The organism is Shewanella maritima (assembly GCF_004295345.1).
Lineage (GTDB): Bacteria > Pseudomonadota > Gammaproteobacteria > Enterobacterales > Shewanellaceae > Shewanella > Shewanella maritima.
Window position 1 is genome coordinate 3,514,773 of the sequence record NZ_CP036200.1, and the last position, 23,301, is coordinate 3,538,073.

The following is a 23,301-nucleotide window of genomic DNA, read 5'->3' on the forward strand; positions in this document are numbered from 1 at the left end:
CTTGATTAAAGTAGCGGTAGTTTTATCATCACGCAGATCCCGCCTAGCTCTGATGGATTAATGCTAATGCTACCTTGATGCGCCAACACAATATTGCGGCAAATGGCTAAACCAAGTCCTGCGCCGCCTTGGCGGCGATTACGAGACATCTCATTGCGATATAATGGCTCAAGTAGCTTGTTGCACTCTTTAACATCGACGCCAGGCGAGCTATCTTCGATAAAAATGGTCAGCTCATGGTCGACATTGACAGAAATCGCGATTTCACCGGGTGCATCGGTATAAGCCAGTGCATTGTTCAATAGGTTGCCAAATAGCTGCTGCAATCTAGCGCTGTCGCCTGACACCATCACCACTTCTGGTAGATTAGCCGATATTACCAAACCATGTTGTTTCGCTTTGTTGCTGACCTTCTCGATGCAGTAATCAAGGTCATCAATAATGTTGATATTGTTGAAGTTGTAGCGCAGTCCACCAACATCTGAAAGCGACAGTTGATATAAGTCCTCAATCAGGTTTTGTAGCCGTTCAACTTCTTGTCCTAGAGAGTCAACTTGCTGCATATCAAGTGGTCTCACACCATCTTTTATCGCGCTAATCTCACCACTAAGTACCGTGATTGGCGTTCTCAATTCGTGGGAAATATCAGCAATCCAGCGCTGGCGGGCGCTCTGATTTTGCTGCAATTGCATGGCAAGACGGTCAAGGTCGTTCATTAACAAGCCCAGTTCATCGCGTCTGTTTTCATTGAGCTGAGTTTGATAGTCACCATTAGACATAGTGGAAATGCGCTGCAACATACGCTTAATTGGCGCAAGGAAAATCCGCGTTAGCAATAACGACACGGCAAGGGCAAGCAAAAGTGCGATGGCTGCAATAATGCCACTGGTTATCCATTGCTGCTTAGAAAAGGCGGTTTCTTCTGGTGAGTCAAAACGCCTTTTTGAAGCAGTGACCAGGGTGCCTACCACTTGGTCATCAACCAGAATATTGATGCGAACCCACTGTTCATTATCGACTCTAGGTAGTTTGCCTGCGACAAACTTCTGTTCACGGTTAAGCAGTGCGGTTGGCGGCACGCGTTGATCGTCAATAAACTGAGGTTGTCCTTGGCGATTGCTTTCAGCATCGAGTGGTGGTTTAGGTTTGTGAGGAGGTCTAGGTTTGGGTTTTGCACCAGCGCGTGGCGGACGAGGCGGTTTCCCTTTGGCGCCAGGGCGTCTATTAAGTTGGATTTCACCATCATCGTTAATGACTTGTCCTAGCAGTGAATAGGGATGTAACTGCAAAAAATGGTGCAGCTTGGCGCGCTCAATACTGCTCCAATCGTTACCGTCGTATAGCTTACTTAGGTTAGTTGCTAGCAGCTCTAGACGCTGACGCTCAAGATTGTTGGTATATTCTAAAAAGCCGCGCTCGAAACTCCAGCGAGCCAATGACAGGGTTGCAAGGAGCACAACAAGCGTTAAGCCTAAAAAGGCTAAAATGAGTTTTTTAGACAGATTCACGTCATTGGCTCCATGGGCTTAGTGCTTGACTAAGCTTGCGTATCAATTAAGCCGTTTTCTGGCGCGGCATCAGCAAGAATTTGCTTGATATTCGCCAAAGTTGAGGCCTTGTCTTCATCAGACTGGTTATCGCTATAATACTCATTAATAAGACTATTTAAACTTTCTAGCATCTCATCTGTGATATTCATTTCGCTCATGCCACTATCTTTAGGTGGCGGCGGAGGTGGTGTTACTCCAGCAAGATCGCCAATGGCTTTGGCATCAAACCCATATTCTTCCATTGTCGTTGCCAATGCCTTTGATGGGTTAATCCCTGCCTCTTTAAAGGTCTCTGTGATGGCGAGGGCATCATCTTGGCTTAGATTGTCAGCATCGTACTCACTTAGCGTTGCCTCAATGAGAGACTTTTGATCTTCGCTGAGGCTAGCCGTTTGCATGGTTGGCATTGCATAGTTATTACTGGGGAAGTTGACATTCATTGCAGGCTCCTTATTCGCGTAGTGTCAGTGGGGCTATGTTATAAGCTTGAGGGCAAAGCTTGAGAAAGCAGACCAAGATTAGCAGGCAAATGTGGAGTAAATGTGCAGAGAGTGTGTTGAAACTGCAAAGATTATTGCCGTGACAATGAGTGTTTGACTGATGTTTGACTGATGTTTGACTAAGGTCTAATCAGAGATTGATCGCATTTTTGATCAAATTTTTATATTTTTTTAGACGCACAGTCTAAAATCATTCGAGTTAAGGGGAATGCAGGTTATGTTGAGGTTTAATGATGGCGAAAGTTGATGAACAAGCACAATCTGCAGGGCAATCTAGTTTGGTTAACGATCTGAGCAATAACACTCAGAGCAAGCCTAAGCCACGCAGGGGCAGACCACCAAAGGTTAACCGTGAGCTTGAGGATACCAAGGCTGAATTGATCCGCAGCGGCCTTGCTCAGCTTACCGAAAAGGGCTTCGCACAGTCTGGGATTGACCCGATTTTAAAGCAAGTCGGTGTGCCAAAAGGCTCGTTCTATTACTACTTTGCTAGTAAAGAAGCGTTTGGTCAGGCTGTGCTAGATAGTTATGCCAGTTACTTCGCTTACAAGCTAGATAAGCACTTGCTTGATGATACAAATCCGCCGTTAATGAGAATTTCTCTTTTTGTACAAAGTGCGATTGACGGCATGGCAAGGTTTGATTTTAAACGAGGTTGTTTAGTTGGCAACCTAGGGCAAGAGGTCGATCAATTGCCTGGGAGTTTTCGCCCCAAACTTATTGCGATTTTTGAGAGTTGGCAGCAACGCCTGCAAGCTTGTCTTGAACTGGCTAAGCAGCAAGGTGAGATTGCGCCAGCAACCAATTGTAAGCTTTACGCTGAACACTTTTGGGTGGGTTGGGAAGGTGCAGTAAGCCGCGCAAGACTTGTACAACGTGCGCAACCTCTGCGGCATTATCTGGATTGTTTTTTAGCGGGGTTACCTCGCTAAATTTTTTACTATTTTATAGACGATCAGTCTAAATTGTGTGACTTGAACTCGGGATAAGGGCTCAGGTTATTTAACACCGAGGAGAAGATATGTTTAATGGGCTACTAATTGAAAAAGATGATCAGGGCTACCGCGCTTCATTGCAGCAGCTAGACAAGGCACAGCTACCTGAAGGTGATGTGACGGTTAAAGTGCAATACAGCAGTATTAACTATAAAGATGGCCTGGCGATTACTGGCAAAAGCCCTGTGGTGCGTCAGTTTCCTATGGTACCTGGTATCGACTTTGTTGGTGTTGTTGAGCATAGCGAGTCTGACAAGTGGCAGGTTGGTGACAAGGTATTGCTAAATGGCTTTGGTGTCGGTGAAACCCATTGGGGCGGGCTGGCACAATACGCCAAAGTGAAAAGTGATTGGTTAATTGCACTGCCTGAGTCGATGGATGGTTTCAGTGCAATGGCAGTGGGCACTGCCGGTTACACAGCTATGTTATGTGTGATGGCGTTAGAGAGTAACGGCGTAACCCCAGCAAAAGGGCCTATTCTGGTCACAGGTGCGAATGGCGGTGTTGGCAGCTTTGCCATTGCAATGCTAGCAAAACTCGGTTTTGACGTAGTGGCATCAACCGGACGTGTTGACCAAGCTGCATACCTAAGTGAGCTAGGTGCAAGCGAAGTGATTGACCGCAATACATTGTCAGAGCCAGGTCGACCGCTTGCTAAAGAGCGCTGGGCTGGCGTAGTCGACAGTGTTGGTAGCCATACGCTTGCTAATGCCTGCGCGTCGACACAATACGGCGGTACAGTAGCTGCTTGTGGTTTGGCGCAGGGGTTTGATTTACCAGCGACTGTGATGCCTTTTATTTTGCGCGGTGTGAATCTTGCCGGTGTTGACAGTGTGATGCGCCCAATTGCAGATCGTGAAATTGCCTGGAATCGTATTGCTGACTTAATCGATGCAGAGCTAATCAGCAAAATCGCCACTGAGATCAGCTTAGATAAGGTGATTGAAACTGCAGATGCTTTACTCGCGGGGACTGTGCAAGGCCGAGTGGTGGTTAAGCTAGATTAGTCACTTTTTTTGCAAAGCGTCAGTATCAAGCTGGCGCTTTTTTCTGCTCATTTTATTGTCAATCCCGCCAACCTATATGCTTTATATATAGAACCTAATTAAATCAATTCGATTTTAAGTCTTACCATGAGTATCAATCCAATGAATTAACAGGTAAGAGAGGGTGCTATGTTAAGTCAAAGAAATCGTTTTAAAGTGGCGGCTCTTGTGGCGTTATTAGCGGGGACTTTTGCTTTTGAAGTCTTCGCCGCTGATGATGTGCAAGTTGATACCTTGAGCATAGGTAGCTCTATGGCGACTAGTGCTGCAATTGGCGCAAGCGTAGATGGTGAATCTTGCATGACAATTTCGCAAGCGCAATTGATGGATGCGATGCAGCAGTTTGACAGTCGCGAGCATTTTAATGCAGATGTCGCACTTGCTGAGCAATCAAATACAACTGCGGTTGACTCAGCGTATATTAGCGGTGGCAGCGCGGGTATGAGCTTTACTCAAGTTATGCAGCCACCAATTGCATACTAATGTACTAACTTGTTGGCTAGAACTGATTTGAAAATGCCAGTCGAGGTTGACCCTGTTACAGGGGCGTCTTGGCTGGCATTTTTTGTTTTGCTAGCTATCAGCTAATTGCCTACTTACTGCTAATAGCTTGTTTACAAAGCGCGTCAAGCTTTTCAGCGGCCGCTTCAAAGCTCTTTGCCTTAAAGGTCAGTGGGATCTTTGCGCCATCGCTTTTAGCAATTGCCAGTTCGCCAGTGTTTGCTTTCAATAGCTTTGTGAGTTCAACTGTTAGTTTGATCCTTGGGCTCGCTTTGACTTTCACGCCTTGCTCGCCAATGAATAATTTGTAGTTACCCGCAACGGCTTTGTGCTTGTGATAGCCATCGTAAGGCCAATTAGCGCTTCCTGATTTCATCGCCAGACTATACTGCGCTTGGTAGTTTTGGCATTGACCTATGATGTCGACATAGGTGTGATCGCTATAACCATCTTCTGACAATAGCATCGACATGCGAGCGCTTTTTACGCCACTACGCTCTCCATATTCCAGTAAATAGTCAGTATAAATGGTGGCATTGTTAACCCTTGCCCAAAGGTTGCGTGACGTGAATTTGGCGAGTCATAGTTAATGACTTCTGTAGTTGGATTTTCCATGTAGGCACGAATGTTCTTGTCTGAAGTAATGAAGTACAGTTTGCCATCAAGTTTCCAGCAGTTTTTACGTGCGCCTTTGTAGCTATCAGCTTTACATTGAATGGTGTTTTTATAATCAAAAGTAAGGTTTAACTCACCGCGAGTATAGATTGCTTTGAATGCGTCAAAATGGCTTTTCAAGCTGCTACCTTCTTGATTGTATTCTAGGAATTCATCCCAAGCTTGTTCTTTTGCTGTGCGGCCATTTGCGGCGCTAAAGCCAGTGCGCACTTTGTCTGCCGAGTTATCTGGTGTTGTGGCGAATGAGCCTGGGAGTATAGGCATAGCGAAGCTATAGCAAGGGCGAAGGCAGGTGTTAGGCGTGTAAGCATGGTGACCTCATGAAATGATTTATGTGGTGATCGACTCCATGATCGCATTGTTAGCTAAGCAATAAATTAGAAGCCGATTATACAGTTGTGCAATCTGGTGTCAATTTGAGCGTTTAGCTTGTGTAAGCAGAATTATCACTAAGAGATAAGGCTGTAAAACCGTTATGGGGCCAATAAAAAAATCCACCTTGTTCAAGGTGGATTTTTTGTTGTTTTACTTGCGATTAACCTACTGGTTAGTCAGTTAAGCGATTAAGGCTAACTACCAGATGCGTACGCGCTGATCTTCAGGAAGATATAGCTTATCGCCTGGTTTTACGTCAAACGCCTTGTACCATGCATCGTGGTTACGTGGCGCGAGTGCGCGGTAACGACCAGGTGCGTGAGTACCAGCTCGTAGCTGACTTAGCATGCTTTGCTCGGTGCGCTTTTCTTTCCAAACCTGAGCCCAGGCCAGGAAGAAGCGTTGGTCGCCCGTTAACCCGTCGATGATAGGTGCTTCTTTACCGTTTAGGCTTAACTTGTATGCATGGTAAGCCATTGCTAGACCACCAACGTCACCGATATTTTCGCCTAAGCTGTTGCGACCATTTACGAAGTTATCTGGAATTGGCTCATACTGGCTATACTGAGCAGCAAGCATATCAGCTTTAGCTTCAAATGCAGCGCGGTCAGCGTCTGTCCACCAGTTGCGCTGAATACCGTTGGCATCAGACTTAGAGCCTTGATCGTCGAAACCATGGCCCATTTCGTGACCAATTACCGCACCAATGCCGCCGTAGTTAACAGCAGGGTCAGCATTTGGGTCGAAAAACGGAGGTTGTAAAATCGCCGCTGGGAACACAATTTCGTTAAATGAGCTATTGTAGTAAGCGTTGACGCGCTGTGGCGTCATGCCCCAACGGTTACGGTCAGTTTTTTGTAGCTCACGCTCAACGCTTTGGTCGTGGAAGTATTTACGTAGGTTTTGAATATTACCTACTAAATCATCATTTGAAAGCTCAAGGCCATCAAACTCTTGCCATACATCTGGGTAGCCAATTTTTGGGGTAAACGCTGCCAGTTTAGCGCGGGCATTTACCTTAGTTTCATCACTCATCCAGTCAAGGCCGTCGATACGCTGACCTAGTGCAGTACGTAGGTTTTCAACTAACTCTGCCATCTGCTGTTTAGACGACTCAGGGAAGTAACGTGCTACATACACTTTGCCAATGGCGAATCCAAGAGATTGAGTACCAGACATTTCAGTCACGGCGCGCTTCCAACGTGGGCGAGGCTGTTCTTGACCACTCAGAGTTTTACCAAAGAAGGCAAAGCTTTCGTTATATACATCTTCAGATAATAAGCCCGCGTTGTTGCTTAAGGTGTGGAAAGTGAGGTAATCCTGCCAAACGTTTAGCGGCTCGTTATTGATCAAGCTGATCATCGCCTTAATCGGCTCAGGTTGAGCAACATTGACTTGCGGTACTTTATACCCGGTTTGCTCAAAGAACAGATCCCAGTTAAAGCCAGCGTATTGTGTATTAAGTTGCTCGCGCTTGATTTGATTCAAGGTGAGGTCGCGGTTACGGCGTTTTTCACGTGGCCAGTGGCCTTCAGCGATTTTGATTTCAAGATCAAGGATGGCTTGAGCGCGCTCTTTACCATCTTTAATACCTGCAAAAGCAAGCATAGCGGCAATGTGGTCGACATAGGCTTTGCGGATGTCAACGAAGCGCTCACTGTCATCTAGATAGTATGAGCGGTCTGGCATACCAAGGCCGCCAGCGCCAAGTGACAATTCATATTTGTTTGGGTCTAAACGGTTGAACCACATGCCACCACCGATAGGTGATTCTGCATTGGTTAACCATGATTGACCGAAAATACGAGTTAAGTCGTCAATCGACTTAATGTTATTAATGTCATTTAGAATTGGCTTAACTGGGGTAATACCTAGCTTATTGATGGTGTCTGTGTCCATGTAAGCGTGGTAAAAGTCAGCAATTAATTGTTCTTCGGCGTTTAAATCTTTGCGATTGGTGATGTCGTTGATAATCTCTTTAACACGCTCTTCGCTGCGCTCAGCCAGGGCGTTAAATGCACCGTAGCGAGTCTTATCCGCTGGCATTTCGAAATTGTCGTACCATGTACCACTGGCATACATAAAGAAGTCATCACCAGGTTTGACTGATTCGTTGCGCGCGCTTAAATCCACACCAAAGCTACCGAGTTCGGCTTTACCTTTTACTTGTTGTGTTGTGGTATCTGCGGCTGGTTGAGTGCTAACATCTGAGCTACCGCATGCGCTTAAAAAGCTAGTAGCTAAAGCAATGGCAATTAACGATTTTTTCATTGTTGCTTCCTTGATTTCCCTTCCATTTGAGTCAGGTTTTTATTGTCTGAATCTACCAAGTGTTGCCTAGCTTCAACGGTGTTGGTGTATCGTTTGAGCGCGAGAGGTAGATGTCATTTATGCAATTAAACTCTGACATATTGTGGATATGAGCAAAAATGTCAACGAACAAATTGTTAACGCAAGTTGCGGCTAGCTGAGAACGCTATTTTTATTTTTAATTTTCATGCGCTTGGGTTGGGGTGTTGGTGGAGTGTCTGTTGCGAAATTGTACAGTTCGCTGCTTCGTTAACTGAGGTTTATCAAGGTATTTTTAATATAAGGCACGCTTAACGCTGAGTAAGAAGCCAATGGATAGAAAGAAGAGAGCGTTTTGGTGTTCACGTATGGAGTGAGGAAACGGTAATTGAACACCAAAACGGGAGTCGGTTATTGGTTGCTTTAAATTGGCAAAGCGTTAGGCCCAGAATTCGTCGGTAGCCTGTTTAAGTTGTTGTCGCTCGAGATAATCATCAAGGCGTCGTTTAACATTTTTGCGTCTAGCAAGCTCTTCAGCTGCTTGTTGATTTTTAGGTTGGGCGATTGCGTTAATTTCAGCATCGTTTGGAATGACGTTAATTACTTGTGCCATATAAATACCCTCAAACTTTTGTCAGCTGCTATCAATACATGTGCAGCTACATATCTGATAATAAAGTCAAAATAACACTGTCCACTCACTGTTGACTGAAAAATATACGAAATATTAGTGAGTGCTTAATTGGCAATTTAGCAGGGTAAATTTAATAAAAAAGCGATCTAGTTAACAATTGTGAGTGCATCATGGGCTAGGTAGATGCACTAAGTTTGAAACTGTGATTTTGTTAACTGAATTTCTTGTAAGTGTTTTGCGGGTGTAATTTGTTGGTTGTTATTTTGTTAAATTTTAAGGTGATTTTTGTATATGTAACAAAACATTTGTCATTTTTTGAGCGAGGGTGCTACTCATTTAATAGCGATAAACATAAACAAAAGGACTGTATATGACTAATCACTCAAGCTGTTTTGCCGCTCAAAGTGTTACCTCAACATCAGTTAGCCAAACTCCATTTGTACAATGGCTTATTAGCCGCTCAGTTATTTCCTCCATTGGCGCAATTGTGACCTTTGGATTGTTTGTGTTTATGGCGCAGCTCATTAAAACTGATCATATCTATGTGGACTCGCCATCGAATGCGCCGCAGTTTGACATTGGGTTTGTAGCTAAACCTGAGCCAAAGGTGACAAAAAAGTCATATATAGAGCCTCAACCTCTGCCAGTAAAGGTAGATAGAATTGCGCCGCCAGCAGTGGATACCTCAGGTGCTGATGCCTTAATTACTAACGTGCCTGCTCCTGTGATTGAAAATAACCCTGAAGTTTTTGGTCAAACAAAGGCTAATTCAGATGCGATACCTGTGGTTCAGGTAGAGCCGCAGTATCCAGTTATTGCCGCGCGTGATGGTAAAGAAGGCTATGTAGTGGTGATGTTTGATATCAGCGCTGCGGGCGGTGTATTAAATGCCAAGGTAATTGAAGCTGAGCCCAAGCGCACTTTTAACCGCGCTGCACTGCAAGCCATTAGCAATTGGAAGTACAAGCCCAAGCTAATTGATGGCAAAGCCGTTGCGCAGACTGGACTACAAGTAAGGTTAGATTTCGCGCTTGATAACTAGCTGTTAACTGCTCTAGTGCCGCTATTTTAGAAGCACTTGATAAGGTACGGCTTACACATTTTTATCAGTACTTTATCATCAGCCAGAAGCCGTCGCTAACTTAGGCGGCTTCTTACTCTTTGACCTTTACCTAGACAGCTTGAATAAGCTGTTTTACTTTTGCCCGCAACTCCTTGTGAGCCTTGTTGCTAAGATTTGCTCGATGAAATAGCAGTTGAAACTCGACGTTTATTAGTTTGATTGGCGGCTCAACAAAACGCAGGCCTAACGCTTGGACATACTTTTTCATGCGCTCTGTAGTTAATCCTAGCGCTTCACTGTTTGCCACATAGGTAAGCTGTGCACTCATGGAGCCAGCATTAAACACAATATCTCGCGGCGCTGGATTTTCTGCCAGAATAGTAAAGGTGTCTATGTCCTGACGGCGGGTTTTAATGGTGACATGTTGCTCATTGTAGTATTGCTCCTCGGTTAGCTCATCACCAATACGAGGGTGATTATTAGCTAGGGCAATGATCATCTTATCGCTACATAATGGTTCACTCACTATACTTGGGTCATTTGCAGTGACGAAGTCGATAGCCAAATCGACTTTGCGATTGCGCAAGTCTTCAAATATCTGCATTTGGCTATGGGGCGCATCAACTAGGTGTAGCCCAGAGTTAGCAAGATCGTAAGCAAACTGCTCTTGCACATATACCTTGTAGCCTACTTCATAGAGTGCTTCGCGTACCAGGTTTTCCGCTGGAGCCAGCTTAGTCATCATATAGTTGGCTTGAGAAGTTGGCTCAATGGAGCGACCTTTACGAATAAACAGCGCAGCCCCGAGTTGCTGCTCAAGCTGCTTGATTCGTTGCGATACTGCCGCTTGGCTAATGCCTATCTCAACTGATGCTTTTGTATAAGACTTACAGTTGTAGACCTGAATGAAGGTGCTGAGTAGGTTTAAGTCCATATCTTCCCCATTGTCGTGCACATTAGCGTTTTAGTCGTCGCGTGACTCAGTAATTTTTGTGTTTTGCCTACTGGCATTAAACCAGGGTTTAAGCACTGTTAATGCAAGAAAAAGGTGCCTTAAGTATAAGCTCAGCTTATAACGTATACAATTGCCAGCTTATGTTTTTACCTGCATGGTGACCATAAAATGACCTCATCAACTGTTAGTTACCAACTAATAGCTACTAACTAAAAGTTACCAATTTCCAAACTTTCAATGCATTGATGAGGTGTTTATGAACAAGTCAATTATTGCTTTAACAGTACTTACTGCTTTTTCAGGTATGGTTAGCGCTGCCCAGCACCAACACGCGGGTCACCATGCCCATCATGAAGACGAACACTTATGTGAGCTTGAGCATTTCACGCCAGATCAGCTTAGAAATATGGACGGTAAACCTGCAACGCTGCCAACCATTAAGGCTAACAAGCAAGTGGCGAAAACCCTCAATTATGCTGACACTCAAGCATTTGAAGACACTAATCGTGGCCTGATTGCAGTCCTTGATAGTGCCAGCGGTAAGATTATTCGCGACAAGTTTACTGATTTTATTGACGTTACCCCTGAGGCCGCAGTTGATTATCCAGACAGTGTCAACCCATCTTTGTGGCGTCAGGCTGTGGCTAATCAGGCAGCCAATGGCCTTTATGAAGTCATTCCGGGAGAGGTTTATCAGGTGCGCGGTGTCGATCTTGCTTCAGCTACTTTTATTCGTGGTGAAACCGGCTGGATCGTGTATGACGTGCTGACGACCAAAGAGTCGATGGCTGCCGCGTTAAACTTTTTCTTGTCTGAAGTGCCTGAAGGTGGCGATTTGAAAGTGGTTGCCATGCTTTACTCGCACTCACATGGTGATCACTTCGGTGGTTCACGCGCAGTATATGAACACAATCCTGACGTGAAAGTATATGGTTCACGTAACATTACCAAAGAGATTGTCGATGAGAACGTACTTGCAGGTAACGCCATGTCACGTCGCGTGACTTACCAATACGGTAACTCACTCGGCCGTCATGCCCACGGCATTGTTGATGCTGCGTTAGCAAAAGGTGTCGCCAACGGTGAATTATCGTACGTGTTGCCACACAAAGAAATGAACTGGGACAACGAATATGAGGTGCATACCATTGATGGTGTTGAAATGCACTTTGTCGATGCGTCAGGTACCGAAGCCGCATCAGAAATGGTGACATATATTCCTAAACACAAGGCGTTATGGACAGGTGAGCTTACCTACCAAGGCATGCACAATATTTACACTTTGCGCGGAGCAAAAGTGCGCGACTCACTCAAGTGGTCAAAGAAAATCAATGAGATGTTGATGCTTTGGGGTCATGAGGCTGAGTACCTGTTTGGCTCGCATTCAGCACCGATTTGGGAAAATGACAATATCCAAGAATACTTAAAGATGCAGCGTGATGCTTATGGCTTTACCCATAATCAAACTCTGCGCTTAGCCAATAACGGCATGGTAATGCAGGACATTGGCGATGCGATTTATACGGTAATGCCAGAGTCGATTCAGCAGTCTTGGCACACCAATGGTTACCACGGTAGCTATAGCCATAACGCCAGAGCGGTTTACAACATGTATCTGGGTTATTTTGATATGAATCCATCTAACTTAAACCCGCTACCTGTTGCCGCAGAAGCACAAAAGTTTGTTGAGTACATGGGAGGCTGTGAAGCTGTGACTGAAAAAGCCAAAGCCGATTTTATTAAAGGTGAGTATCGCTTTGTGGCGACAGCGATGGATAAGGTTGTCAACGTTTGCCCTGATAATCAACAGGCGCGCAGTTTACTGGCTGACACCTATGAGCAACTTGGCTATCAAGCAGAAAGTGCCGGCTGGCGTAACGTATACCTAACTGGCGCACAGGAAACACGCGTGGGTATTCAACCTGGCTCGATCAAAGCTGCAAGTGCTGATGTACTCGCCAATATGGGCATTGATAATCTGCTGGATTATATTGCTGTAAAAGTCGATTCAACTGTCGCCCAGCATACGCCGTTTACTATGAACATTGAGGTAACAGACACCAAGGCGTTTTACGTCACCGAAATGGCTAATGGTAACTTCAACAACTTTGAGTGGAGCAAGTATGCAGACGAGTTAGCTAATACGCCTAAACCAAAGGCTGATGCAACGCTGCGTATTGAGCATGGTGATGTGGCGAAAATCTTGATGGGACAAGTGACGCTTGAGCAATTACTAAAAGCGGGCAAAGCAAGTATTGTAGGTGATGCGAGTGTGCTAGCTAAGCTGCAAGCAGCCCAAGTCGAATTTGATGACAAGTTTGAGATTGTGCCACAACCTGCGAAAGGCCAGGAAGTCGATGCCGAGCTTTACTTGAAATAGCCTGAAACAGCTTAGTCAGAAATAGTTTTCATCCCCCAATCAGCTCTGGTACACCTTGCTAGTTTAATAATTAGTGAAGCGTGCCAGGGCTGATTTCCTGTTGTTTTGCTTAAATCTTGCGAGCCCTAACTTCCTGTCTCTGAATATCTGATTTCAAATTCCTGTTTTTAGCTGGAATGAAGGCCAATTTGCTGCTGTACGAACTCAATAAACAGCTTTAATCTTGCTGATTGATGAATAAGCTGAGGATGCAGTAAATAGCTACTCGATTGCATGGTGTCACAACCCGTTAGCACTGTTTGCAGTTGCCCTGACTTTAGCTCTTCATCGACAAGGTACTCCGCTACCAGAATGATGCCTTGAGCATCCAGTGCCAATGATTTGAGCATATGGTTGTCATTTATCGCAATGGCGCCAGATACGTTAATTGCTTGGCCGTCAAGCTTCCAGTTAGCTTGCTCACTTGTGGTGAGACATTGATGTTTAGCTAGGTCATCGACCGATTGCGGCGCTCCGTGCTTGGCAATATAGGCCGGTGATGCGCAGCATACGTGACGATAGTCAAACAGCTTTTTAGCTACCATATTTTGCGGCGGTGTAGTGGTGGCGCGAAAGGCGATATCAAAGTCGGATTGGTTAAGGTCGTGCTGAGTGTAACTGGTATCAATTTTAAAATTAACCAGCGGATACTGGCGATGAAATTGCTGGCAAATCGGCAATAAAAAACGGGCGGTAAACTGACTTGGTGCGGTAATACTAATATCACCCGCTATGGTTTGATGATCGTGACGGATCTGCCTTTCTAGGTCTATCAGCTGAGATTTTACCTGCCCCATGCTGGATAACACCTGTTGTCCTTGCTCGGTAAGCTTGACGCTGCGAGTTGAGCGAACAAGTAATGGTCTGCCAAAGTCTTGCTCAAGTTGCTTAATCTGCTCAGATAAGTAACCGCGAGAGATCCCTAAGTTTGCTGAAGCCTCAGTAAAACTGAGTTGCTTGGCGACTTCGCTAAATAGAAATAAGCGCTCAAATTTCTTATGTTCTCTGGATTGGCTCATAGCTGCTCTCTTGCTCAGGGCTGTTCTACTTATGAGTGTTGGGCTCAAGGCTGTTTACTGTTATTAGCTCATAGCAGCAAACTTAAATCAATAATTGCTCGCTATAACAAATAATGATTTTGCTTTTTGCTCTTTCATCACAATCTAGCTTGATTACACTGATAACAAATAAATAAGCAGATTAACTGAGCAAACTATGTCGACATTGCCAATTCAAACTTTATTTCCTCACGCATCAAGCCTGGTATACGGCTGCATGGGGCTTGGGGGCGCATGGAGTGATGAGCCTTATCAAAGCACTCATGTAAAGCAAGCCCAGCAGGTGATTGATTGTGCCTTAGATAATGGCATTAACTTTTTCGACCACGCTGATATTTATACCTTTGGCAAAGCAGAGCAAGTATTCGGTCAGGCACTCGCGCAGCGAAATGACCGCGAGCAGATGATTATTCAAAGCAAATGCGGCATCCGTTTTGATGATAACCTTGGCCCAAAACGTTATGACCTATCAGTGAAATGGATTAAGCACAGCGTCGACAACAGTCTAGCTCAGCTTAATTGTGATTACCTCGATATCTTACTGCTGCATCGCCCAGATCCTTTAATGGACGTTAATGAAATTGCGCAAACTTATTTATCGCTCAAGCAGGCGGGTAAGGTGAAACACCTTGGGGTGTCGAATATGCAGCAATATCAAATGCAGGCATTGGTGAATGCGATAGGCGAACCGTTAGCGGTTAATCAAATAGAGATGAGTTTGCAACAACACAGCTTTGTTGATGAAGGTGTCTATGCCGGTAATCAAGCGGGCAGTGACATTAACTTTGCTCCAGGCATGCTTGAATATTGCCAGGCTGAAAAGGTGCAAATTCAGTCGTGGGGTAGCTTGTGTCAGGGGCAATATACAGGCGCTGCCACAGAGCAAGCGAGCCAAGCTATTCACCAAACATCCAAGCTTGTAGCTAAATTGGCAAGCGAGTATGGCGTAAGTGCTGAGGCGATATTGCTCGCCTGGTTAATGCGCCACCCTAGCAATATTCAACCTGTTATTGGTACAACGAACCTTGCACGAATTAAGGCCTGCACCGAGGTGAATAAGCTGCAGCTTAGCCGCGAACACTGGTATGCCTTGTATGTTAGCGCTAAAGGCGTCGAGCTACCCTAATATTGCCCACTGGAAAAAGGATTTAATTAATGAGCGTATTTAATCGAACCGCAGCTGTTATAGGCGCTAGCCTTGCATTAGGCGTTGGCCTAATGGGCTGCCAGAGTCAGGGGCAGGATGCAGAACTAGTCAAGCCGTTAGGTGAACAATCAAGCTCTGATGCCACTGAAAAGCGACAAGCGACTGTGCCCGCGATCTATCAAGACTATCTCAACCGTGATGTACGAGATGACATTTTTTATTTTGTGTTGCCCGACAGGTTCAATAATGGAAACCCGGCGAATGACAATGGCGCGGCGCCGGGTTATGCCAAGGGTATTTCCCACGGCGGTTTAGATGTGACTACTGAGCGCGGTTTCCATGGCGGCGATATTAAAGGCATTGAGCAAAAGCTAGATTACTTGCAGCAGCTGGGTGTTACTGCCATTTGGATGACGCCGATTTTGCGCAACAAAGCGGTGCAGAAAGACGGTGTGGCACATCACGGTTACTGGATTGTCGACTTTACCGAAATTGATCCACACTTTGGTACCAATGATGAGTTGAAACAACTGATTGCCGCCGCGCATACCAAGGGAATTAAGGTATTTTTCGACATTATTACCAATCATACAGCGGACGTAATTAAGTTTGCTGAGTGTCACAATGCTGATGGCAGCTTTAAGGTGGGCAATACTCATTGTGAATACAAGTCGCTTGAGCAAGTTGCAGCAGGTGATAAATACACGCCATTTGTGCCTGAGCGTGAACAAGGGTTAAAGGTGCCACAATGGTTGAATGACCCTCAGTATTATCATAATCAAGGGGACAGCACTTTTCGTGGTGAGAGTTCGTTAAATGGCGATTTTAATGGCCTTGACGATCTTGATACCAGTCATCCACAGGTATTAGCGGGAATGACTGAAATCTATAAAAATCTCATCACAGAATTTAAACCAGATGGCTTTAGGATTGATACTGTACGCCATGTAGACCTTGAGTTTTGGCAAAGCTTTAGCCCGGCAATTGTCGCCCATGCTAAATCAATAGGTATTCCTCAGTTCCATGTTTTTGGTGAGGTTTATGACTCTGATCCTAAGGCGTTAAGCCTTTATACCACCCAAGGTAAATTGCCCTCGGTATTAGATTTTGGTTTTCAGCGCGTGGCCGCCGATATTTTCTATCGTGGTAAAAGTCCTGTGCATGCTAAGGCGCTGTTTGCTCAAGATGGCTTGTATCAAGACCATGACAGCGGCGCAGATTTATTGATGACGTTTCTAGGCAACCATGACATGGGCCGTAGCGGTTATTTCATTAATCAACATGACGCTCAGCAAAGTGATGCTGACAAGCTTAAACGCAGTATTTTATCTCATGCTTATATGTTTTTATCCCGCGGTATTCCGGTGATTTACTATGGCGATGAGCAGGGTTTTACTGGCGACGGTAACGATATTTATGCCAGAGAAGATATGTTTGCATCACAGGTGGCTAGCTACAATGACAATGCGCTTTTAGGCACAGATAAGTCGACCGCTGATGATAACTTTGATACAGAGCACCCTATATTTAACGCAATTGCGCAGCTAAGTGAGTTGCGCAAGCGTAATATAGTCATGCGCCGCGGTGAGTATCAGCCAAGGTTTTACCAGCAAGATAACCCAATGTTCGCGTTTGCTAGAGTTTATGGTGATACTGAGTGGTTAATGGTGTTTAACTCAGGCAGACAAGCGGGGAAAATAAGCCTAGATAAAGCAGATTACCAGTTAATTAGTGCGCCAGATGGCGTGGATATTAATGTTGAAGGGCAAATCATTAGTGTACAACTGCCAAGACTAAGTTATGCCATTCTAGAGAAGCGATAACATAAGGTTGAGGTTGTAGCTAGAGATTAGCTGCAGGCAGAAATAACAAAGGGGCGATTAAGCCCCTTTCGTTTATAAGCAATTTAAATGCTTATATTACTTGCTTAGTTCGTGGCAGTCTGCACACTCAGTGATAGTTAGCTCTTCAGAGTGCATTTCCATGTCAACGTCATGCGCGTCAGCTAGGCCGTGACAGTCGTTACAAGTACCTAGAGTAGCTTCCATCTCTACGTGCTCTTCTAAGTTAACTTCGTGGCATTCCACACAATCAGTCGCGTAAGCTGAACCAGTAAAAGCAAGTGCAGCAATTAGGGCTAAATATTTCATCGTCGCTCCAGTCTCATCGTTTTAGCTAAGTAACATCACCTAGCTTGAAGGTTGTGTACTACCATGAAGCCAGTCTACATTCGACAATCATCCATTTGCGAATCATTAGATAGTTCATTGAAAGCACATTTGTTGTTAGGCTGACATCACAGCCTGTGTTTCTCACTCAAAGTTAATTTTAAACTGATTTGCACTCGAAATCCTGAAATTTGTGGTCGTTTCTGAGAACTTTCACCAACAATTGTTAAAAAAATTAGATCTTGATCATGTTTATTTGTCGGATAAGGTGTAAGTCAAATACCTAATTTTCAGTAGTTTTTTGTAAAAACAACAAAGTTTCGACCCGTCTTGGTTTGTGTACTTTGCTACCTTTGACTGATAATTAATCTTTGCTCATGTTGTTATCTACAACTGAGCAAAGAGGTTTTCTCCACTGTTATTTTAGCGCTGTACCTGCGCTCGAATCTGCATTTGCCGCATTAGCCGTTGAAATTGTACAGCTTGCGCCTTGTGGCTCAGCAATCATGTCTGAACTGATATTAGTATCGCACTCCCAGTCAATTAGGCTGGTGTTACCTGATACATTTGGCACAAAGGTAATTTGCTTTTGACTACCAAAATCATCTGCTAGCTCAACGACTAAATGGCTGCGCTCTGACAGGTAAATACTGTCTACCATAGGGTGAGCTTTAAAGTAGTTTACTGGTAGTACAATCTTATCTGCTGGTTTAGGTAAGCGGTTCTTAAACAGATAAAACTCAGATACTGACATCTTTGCTAGCTCAGCCATATCAACGATAGCGTCGAGCTGTTCAGTCATATCAATTGCATTTGGGTTTACTTCAGGAATAGCTGCAATTTGAGGATTGGCATTGGTTGCAGCTGTTTCGATAGCAAGAAGGTTATCGATTGCATCCGGCTGTTGTTCAGTGCCATTTTCTGCATTAGCAATAATCTGGGTTACCGGCTCTTCGAATGCTACCGGTGCAGTTGAGATAGGAGCGAGCTGACTGGCATCTTCTGTTGTCACCTGGGTATTGTCTACTAGCACTTCATCAGAGGTTTGATTGGCAGACTCGTCAGTCTCTGGTGCTTGGGCAACGAGCGTTTCAGTATTCTCAGCTACGCTAGTTTCAACTTCTGTTCCAACGTTAGCCTCGATATCTGCTATCTGTGTATCAACAACGTCCTGTGTATCAACAACCTCAGCTTGGATGGTTTGAGTATCAACAACAGTATTTGTACTGGTTTCTTCTAGTGCTTGACCCGTTACCTCAGCCGCCGTAACTAGTGCTGGCTCGTCAATTGGATTTGCTACAGCAGAGGCTCCAACGGTCTCTGAAGGTGTTTGGGAAGCTAATGCTAGTTGATCTTGTGTGTCATTAGAATCCATGCTTTCTGGAGTCGCTTGGGCATCAACTTCAACTGGGTTGATATTGGTACTAGCCGCCGTAACAAGTTGTTCTTCCTGCTTAACTGATTGCTCTGCGACTGCAATGTTTGACTGTTTTTCAGCAGGTTGTGTGGCTTGTGTCGATATTTCTGTTTCATCAACGTTTATTAATTCAACTTGGTTGTTATTGGCGACTAGCTCATCAGTAGCTAACTCTTTTACAACATCGGTTTGCATATCTGTTTGCGTAGTTTGCGCCACGCTTTCTTGAGTACTGATAGCCTCCGTTGAGTTAACAATTTCTTCGGAGTCAACGATTTCTGCGGCGTCAGCGAGTACGACCGGCTCATTAGAAACAGTCGCTTCAACAGGTTGCATATCTAAGCTAGGCGATTCTTTTGCTACCTTGCTATCTGCGTTGAGATCAGCGACTTGTTGTGCGTCATCATCTAGCTGTGGAGGTTGCGCCATAGCAATAGCATTTTGAGTAATGTCATCTACATTGTCTTGTTCAGTAATTGCAATCTGAATCACTTCACTACTTGTATCTGGTTCCTGCGAATTTACAGTATGCTCAGATGCTATCGCCGCGGCATTGCCTCCATTATTTACGACCTTTGAAACATCACTAGCCACTGAAACGTCATTAACCTCAGCAAGTGTATTTGGCTTATCTAAATGTACTTGAACGTCGTTGAGCTGAGTATCTGCAGGGTTATTACTCTTACTAGCCGTACTAGCTTGCTTGTTAGTTGCTGCTAATTGCGGTGAAGCGGGCTCATCGTCAGCCATAAAATCATTAAATGCGATGACTAGCTTGTCAAAAAAGCCAGGCTCTTTCACCTGAGCGCGTGGCGCTTGTGTTGATACTTCTTTGATGCTCTGCGTTGTAGCTTTGGCGACAACTTGATCTTGTTCAGACTCCACGTCTGCAGCAGTCTGTTGATTTATATGTGATTCAACTGAAGTTTCAGGAACGTTTGATTCATTCGCCGCGACTAACTCTGTTGCTTGCTCTGGGATAAGTTTTTCAGGGGTGGCGGGTTCAGTAGTGGCTAGTTCGGTCGTCACTAGTTCAGTAGCTAGCTCAAGGTTCTCTGTATCGACGCCTGTCGCTGAAGCTTGTATGGCTTCCACCTTGGCCGTAGGGGCTTCATCTGCACTTTGTGGGATTGTTGCGTCAGTTATTAGATAATCGTTAGCCAACAGAGTGTTGTCTAATTGCTTGTCAGTTATTTGCGTGCCTTCTGCAGTAACTTCAATCGAGGTGTCTTCTGATAAGGTTGCTTTAGCGGTTGTTGAGGCTAGCTCTGCTGCGGACTCTGTTGCTAGGAGCTCTGTTGCTACTGGCTTAGTATCATTGCTACCAGTAACACTGTTAGTGAGATTATTAGCTGAATCAACCTTGTTTTCAATCGTCGCGGCTTCGGCTAACAGTGTTTGCGTTTCTTGTTGTGCTTCGATTTGGTTGTCGCTAACTTCTGCAGCTGTATGATTCGCACTGGCCTCAGCAATCAAAGTTTCTGCAACAGGAACTACAACTGTTTCTAGCTCAGCAATGGCAGGTTCAGTATCTTTGATTTCAGTATCTGGCTTGTTGTTTTCGTCGGCTTCAACCGCGCTTTGTGCTGTTGATGCTAACTCTGTGAGTCGTACTGGCTCTGGGGTTGGCTCGCTCGCAGCGGCCTCATTTAGCGTTTGAGTTTCACTTACTGCTTGAGCTTTATTTGCTACTGAATTCGATTGCGCAGCAATAACGTTAACTTGCTCATTGTCATTTTGATTAGTAGTAAGTTCACGTGCGTCTTGGTATTCAAATTCGAGGTTTTGCTCTGGCGTATCAGCAGTGCTCGCCAGCTGCGCTTCTTCAGCTGCAGTCGCATGCGGCTCTGGTGTAGCTTCTGGAATGAGTTCTGCTACTGTAGTGTAAGCCGATTCAGCGCCATCAACAATTGAGTCTTTAATACCCGCGTAATCGACTTTGGCTATACGAGTAAATAGCGAAGGCTCATTAAGATCACGCGGCTCTTCATCTTCTACGAAGGCGACTTTGACTACCACAACGACTATTAACACACCGGAAATGTTAATTAGCCACTCGTTGATACCACGCTCTTTGGTTTTTGGTTTTTTCTTTGGCGCAGGGGTGCGGACGATGTTTTTGTGCTTGGCGATAACGCTGCGAGCAATCTCTTCGATCTCTTGGCGCTCTAGGATAGTGATTTCATCAAGTGCTTCGATGTAATCAAGGGGGAGCTCGATATTGTCAGGATGTTTGTTGCCATGACGTAGTGCGTCAATTTCCAAGACGCGATTTTTAATCTCTTCAACTATCAAATTTTGTTGATTAGTTGTGTTGGCACTAGTTGCATTCATTTGTTTTTCCGGCAAATGTTGTCGAATTCTCAGGCGATGTTCGAGTTAGGGTTATCGTCTTAAAAAAACGGCTTTGCAAAGACTCAACTTGGGCATGATTACTTATCCCTAAGCAATGATTGTTGCTGGTCATTTTCATAACAGCTATGCAGCGAGTTGCTGTTTTTATGCTGTTATTTCAAACTCTAGAATGCTAAATGCAATGTCAAAATTGGTGCGTAACACCTGATATTGTTATTTGTTGTTATAGCAGACAAAGTAAATGATTTTCTTATGTCTTTGATTCCCAATAAAAGGACAAGATACATTAGTTTTGTTCAATTTATCAAATTTTTTTAACAACTCGTTATCATTTGTGTATCACCAGGATTTTCATCAAGTAATTCAATGTATTGCGTTTTTGATATTTATACAGGCAAACAGTCAAAGCTGGCTGGTGTTAACTTGGTCTTACGAAGTGCTGTTTGAGTAAATTTATGCCGCGAACAAAAAGCATGCAGACTAAAAAATGACTACGGGAGGGTTGTACAAGATAATTTGAAAAGGTTGCTTGTGAGTATGCTAAATGCTAAATGCTAAAGGTAAAAAGGATAGAGCGTTCAGGCTGGGCTATATGTAAGCAACAGCCTAAACGCAATAACTTAATCTGTGGTTAGCGTTTCAGCCAAGGGTTAAAACTACCATCACCATTTGGTGTAGCCTTGGTGTTTTGGTTGTCAGTGTTTTCGCGCTTAGTTGGCTTGTCAGATCTTTGTCGTTCAAGCTGGGTGCGCTTAGCTTTATTCGATTTCGACTTTTTACCTATTTGAGTAACACTGTGGCCTTTAGCTCCATGACTTTTTGACATACGCTCGGGCTTGGAAGGTTTTGTGTCATCAAGTTTGCTTGCAGGCTTTTTCTTAGGCACAAAATTTAAGTCAGACTTTGGCAGAGGCTTTTTGGGCTCAAATTCAGCTTCGACTCTACGTTCGATGATCTGTTGTAGCTTACGTTCAATCGCGCAGAAGTTCTTAAAGTCATCTTTAGACAGCAGTGACACAGCTTGACCTTGATTGCCTGCGCGGCCGGTACGACCAATGCGGTGAATGTATTCATCAGCTGGGTAGGGCAGGTCGTAGTTGATGACTAGCTTAAGATCGTCAATATCGATACCACGAGCAACCACACCAGTAGCGACAATATATTTGACCTTGCCCGCTTTAAAGTCATGCAGGATTTGCTCACGCACAGCTTGGCTACGACCACTATGAAAACTTTCCGCTTCAATGCCACGCTTTTCTAGCTGACTGACAAGTTTTGCTGCGCCATGTTTAGTGCCGATAAAAATAAGTGCCTGCAGCCAGCTATTTTGGCTGATAAGGTGGCTTAATAGGGCTGATTTTTTATCTTTATCTACAGGGATTGCCCACTGCTCGATAAGTGGTTTACGTTCTTTACTTATCAGTGATATTTCTGTGGCTTTTTTGATATTGGTTTTAGCTAGGCTGCGAACCGCATTATTTAAGGTCGCTGAGAACAACATGCTTTGACGGCGCTCAGGTAAACGCTCAACAATACGATTGATATCATCAATAAACCCCATGTCGAGCATACGGTCAGCTTCGTCAAGAACCAGCAGTTCAAGCTCATCAAAATGCAATGCTCGCTGGGTGTACATGTCTAAGAGCCTGCCGGGTGTGGCTACCAGAATATGTACCCCTTCAATCAATGCTTGCTTTTGTGGTTTGCTGTCAACGCCGCCGTACATGGCTAACGCATTAATGTTAAGGTTTTTGCTATAGGCTTTAATGTTGCTTTGGACCTGCAACACCAGTTCACGGGTTGGGGCTAGAATCAGTGCTTTAATGCGTTTTGGTCTAACGCCTTGAGTCGCTGCGCCGCTTGCTACTAATCGCTGTAAAATAGGTAACACAAAGCTAGCAGTTTTACCGGTACCGGTTTGTGCCGCTGCGATAATGTTATTGCCAGATAGCGCCACTGGAATCGCTTTAGCTTGAATAGGCGTTGGCTGCTGATAATTCAGCTCATCTAAGGCGTTGACGATAGGTTGGGATAGTCCAAGCTTGGCAAATGACATGAATGAATCTCGATTTATGGGAGTGATATTGACTAAGCAGTACCTAGCGCTGCTCATAGAGGTCAATTGTATCAGCAATCACGGTGCTGGCGTAGTGA

The 23,301-nt window shown here is 44.6% G+C and carries 18 protein-coding genes; 7 read left to right on the top strand and 11 right to left on the bottom strand.

The features are described 5' to 3' along the window. Window positions 1–5: 5 nt before the first annotated feature. Together EXU30_RS14950 and EXU30_RS14955 are read right to left on the bottom strand one after the other, a co-directional pair. A complete protein-coding gene (locus tag EXU30_RS14950) occupies window positions 6–1,508 on the bottom strand; it encodes an ATP-binding protein (protein ID WP_130601337.1) in 1,503 nt (500 codons plus the stop codon). Between the two features lie 29 nt (window positions 1,509–1,537). Continuing rightward, window positions 1,538–1,990 carry a hypothetical protein gene (locus EXU30_RS14955; RefSeq protein ID WP_130601339.1) on the bottom strand — a complete coding sequence of 151 codons (453 nt, stop codon included), beginning with the start codon at window positions 1,988–1,990 and terminating at the stop codon, window positions 1,538–1,540. Window positions 1,991–2,283: 293 nt separating this feature from the next. Here EXU30_RS14955 and acuR point away from each other — a divergent pair, with 293 nt between their 5' ends. The 3 genes from acuR to EXU30_RS14970 all read left to right on the top strand — a co-directional run bounded on the left by acuR (window position 2,284) and on the right by EXU30_RS14970 (window position 4,574). Further along, the gene (gene acuR, locus EXU30_RS14960) at window positions 2,284–2,982 is read left to right on the top strand and encodes an acrylate utilization transcriptional regulator AcuR (protein ID WP_130603520.1); all 699 of its coding nucleotides are present in this window, start codon (window positions 2,284–2,286) and stop codon (window positions 2,980–2,982) included. Window positions 2,983–3,071: 89 nt separating this feature from the next. After that, entirely contained in the window at window positions 3,072–4,052 is a 981-nt protein-coding gene (gene acuI / locus EXU30_RS14965) for an acrylyl-CoA reductase (NADPH) (RefSeq protein WP_130601341.1), read from the top strand. A 168-nt stretch (window positions 4,053–4,220) separates the two neighbouring features. Next, window positions 4,221–4,574 carry a hypothetical protein gene (locus EXU30_RS14970; RefSeq protein WP_130601343.1) on the top strand — a complete coding sequence of 118 codons (354 nt, stop codon included), beginning with the start codon at window positions 4,221–4,223 and terminating at the stop codon, window positions 4,572–4,574. Between the two features lie 109 nt (window positions 4,575–4,683). Here EXU30_RS14970 and EXU30_RS14975 read toward each other — a convergent pair whose 3' ends face one another. The 4 genes from EXU30_RS14975 to EXU30_RS20305 all read right to left on the bottom strand — a co-directional run bounded on the left by EXU30_RS14975 (window position 4,684) and on the right by EXU30_RS20305 (window position 8,544). Next, a complete protein-coding gene (locus tag EXU30_RS14975; RefSeq protein WP_130601345.1) occupies window positions 4,684–5,064 on the bottom strand; it encodes a hypothetical protein in 381 nt (126 codons plus the stop codon). A gap of 11 nt (window positions 5,065–5,075) precedes the next feature. Beyond that, on the bottom strand, window positions 5,076–5,531 hold the full coding sequence (locus tag EXU30_RS14980) for a hypothetical protein (RefSeq protein ID WP_130601347.1): 456 nt from the start codon (window positions 5,529–5,531) through the stop codon (window positions 5,076–5,078). A 309-nt stretch (window positions 5,532–5,840) separates the two neighbouring features. Beyond that, window positions 5,841–7,913 (bottom strand): M13 family metallopeptidase, encoded by a 2,073-nt coding sequence (locus EXU30_RS14985; RefSeq protein WP_130601349.1) that lies wholly within the window; start codon window positions 7,911–7,913, stop codon window positions 5,841–5,843. Between the two features lie 457 nt (window positions 7,914–8,370). Next, a complete protein-coding gene (locus EXU30_RS20305; protein WP_165399028.1) occupies window positions 8,371–8,544 on the bottom strand; it encodes a hypothetical protein in 174 nt (57 codons plus the stop codon). Between the two features lie 391 nt (window positions 8,545–8,935). On the opposite strand from EXU30_RS20305, the gene EXU30_RS14990 reads away from it, so the two are divergent. Then, window positions 8,936–9,607 (top strand): energy transducer TonB, encoded by a 672-nt coding sequence (locus tag EXU30_RS14990; protein WP_130601351.1) that lies wholly within the window; start codon window positions 8,936–8,938, stop codon window positions 9,605–9,607. A 130-nt stretch (window positions 9,608–9,737) separates the two neighbouring features. On the opposite strand, the gene EXU30_RS14995 is transcribed toward EXU30_RS14990, so the two are convergent. Further along, entirely contained in the window at window positions 9,738–10,562 is an 825-nt protein-coding gene (locus tag EXU30_RS14995) for a LysR family transcriptional regulator (RefSeq protein WP_130601353.1), read from the bottom strand. A 277-nt stretch (window positions 10,563–10,839) separates the two neighbouring features. Here EXU30_RS14995 and EXU30_RS15000 point away from each other — a divergent pair, with 277 nt between their 5' ends. After that, window positions 10,840–12,963, top strand: coding sequence for an alkyl/aryl-sulfatase (locus EXU30_RS15000; protein WP_130601355.1), 2,124 nt, complete (start codon window positions 10,840–10,842; stop codon window positions 12,961–12,963). A 167-nt stretch (window positions 12,964–13,130) separates the two neighbouring features. Here the strand turns inward: EXU30_RS15000 and EXU30_RS15005 are convergent, their stop codons facing one another. Further along, on the bottom strand, window positions 13,131–14,021 hold the full coding sequence (locus EXU30_RS15005; protein ID WP_130601357.1) for a LysR family transcriptional regulator: 891 nt from the start codon (window positions 14,019–14,021) through the stop codon (window positions 13,131–13,133). Between the two features lie 196 nt (window positions 14,022–14,217). Here EXU30_RS15005 and EXU30_RS15010 point away from each other — a divergent pair, with 196 nt between their 5' ends. Both EXU30_RS15010 and EXU30_RS15015 read left to right on the top strand, forming a co-directional pair. Then, entirely contained in the window at window positions 14,218–15,186 is a 969-nt protein-coding gene (locus EXU30_RS15010; protein ID WP_130601359.1) for an aldo/keto reductase, read from the top strand. Between the two features lie 29 nt (window positions 15,187–15,215). Beyond that, the gene (locus tag EXU30_RS15015) at window positions 15,216–17,030 is read left to right on the top strand and encodes an alpha-amylase family glycosyl hydrolase (protein WP_242620234.1); all 1,815 of its coding nucleotides are present in this window, start codon (window positions 15,216–15,218) and stop codon (window positions 17,028–17,030) included. A gap of 96 nt (window positions 17,031–17,126) precedes the next feature. On the opposite strand, the gene EXU30_RS15020 is transcribed toward EXU30_RS15015, so the two are convergent. The 3 genes from EXU30_RS15020 to EXU30_RS15030 form a co-directional block, all read right to left on the bottom strand. After that, window positions 17,127–17,357 (bottom strand): cytochrome c3 family protein, encoded by a 231-nt coding sequence (locus tag EXU30_RS15020; RefSeq protein ID WP_130601361.1) that lies wholly within the window; start codon window positions 17,355–17,357, stop codon window positions 17,127–17,129. Between the two features lie 436 nt (window positions 17,358–17,793). Then, entirely contained in the window at window positions 17,794–21,126 is a 3,333-nt protein-coding gene (locus EXU30_RS15025; RefSeq protein ID WP_130601363.1) for a hypothetical protein, read from the bottom strand. A 652-nt stretch (window positions 21,127–21,778) separates the two neighbouring features. After that, entirely contained in the window at window positions 21,779–23,203 is a 1,425-nt protein-coding gene (locus tag EXU30_RS15030) for a DEAD/DEAH box helicase (protein WP_130601365.1), read from the bottom strand. Window positions 23,204–23,301: the final 98 nt, after the last annotated feature.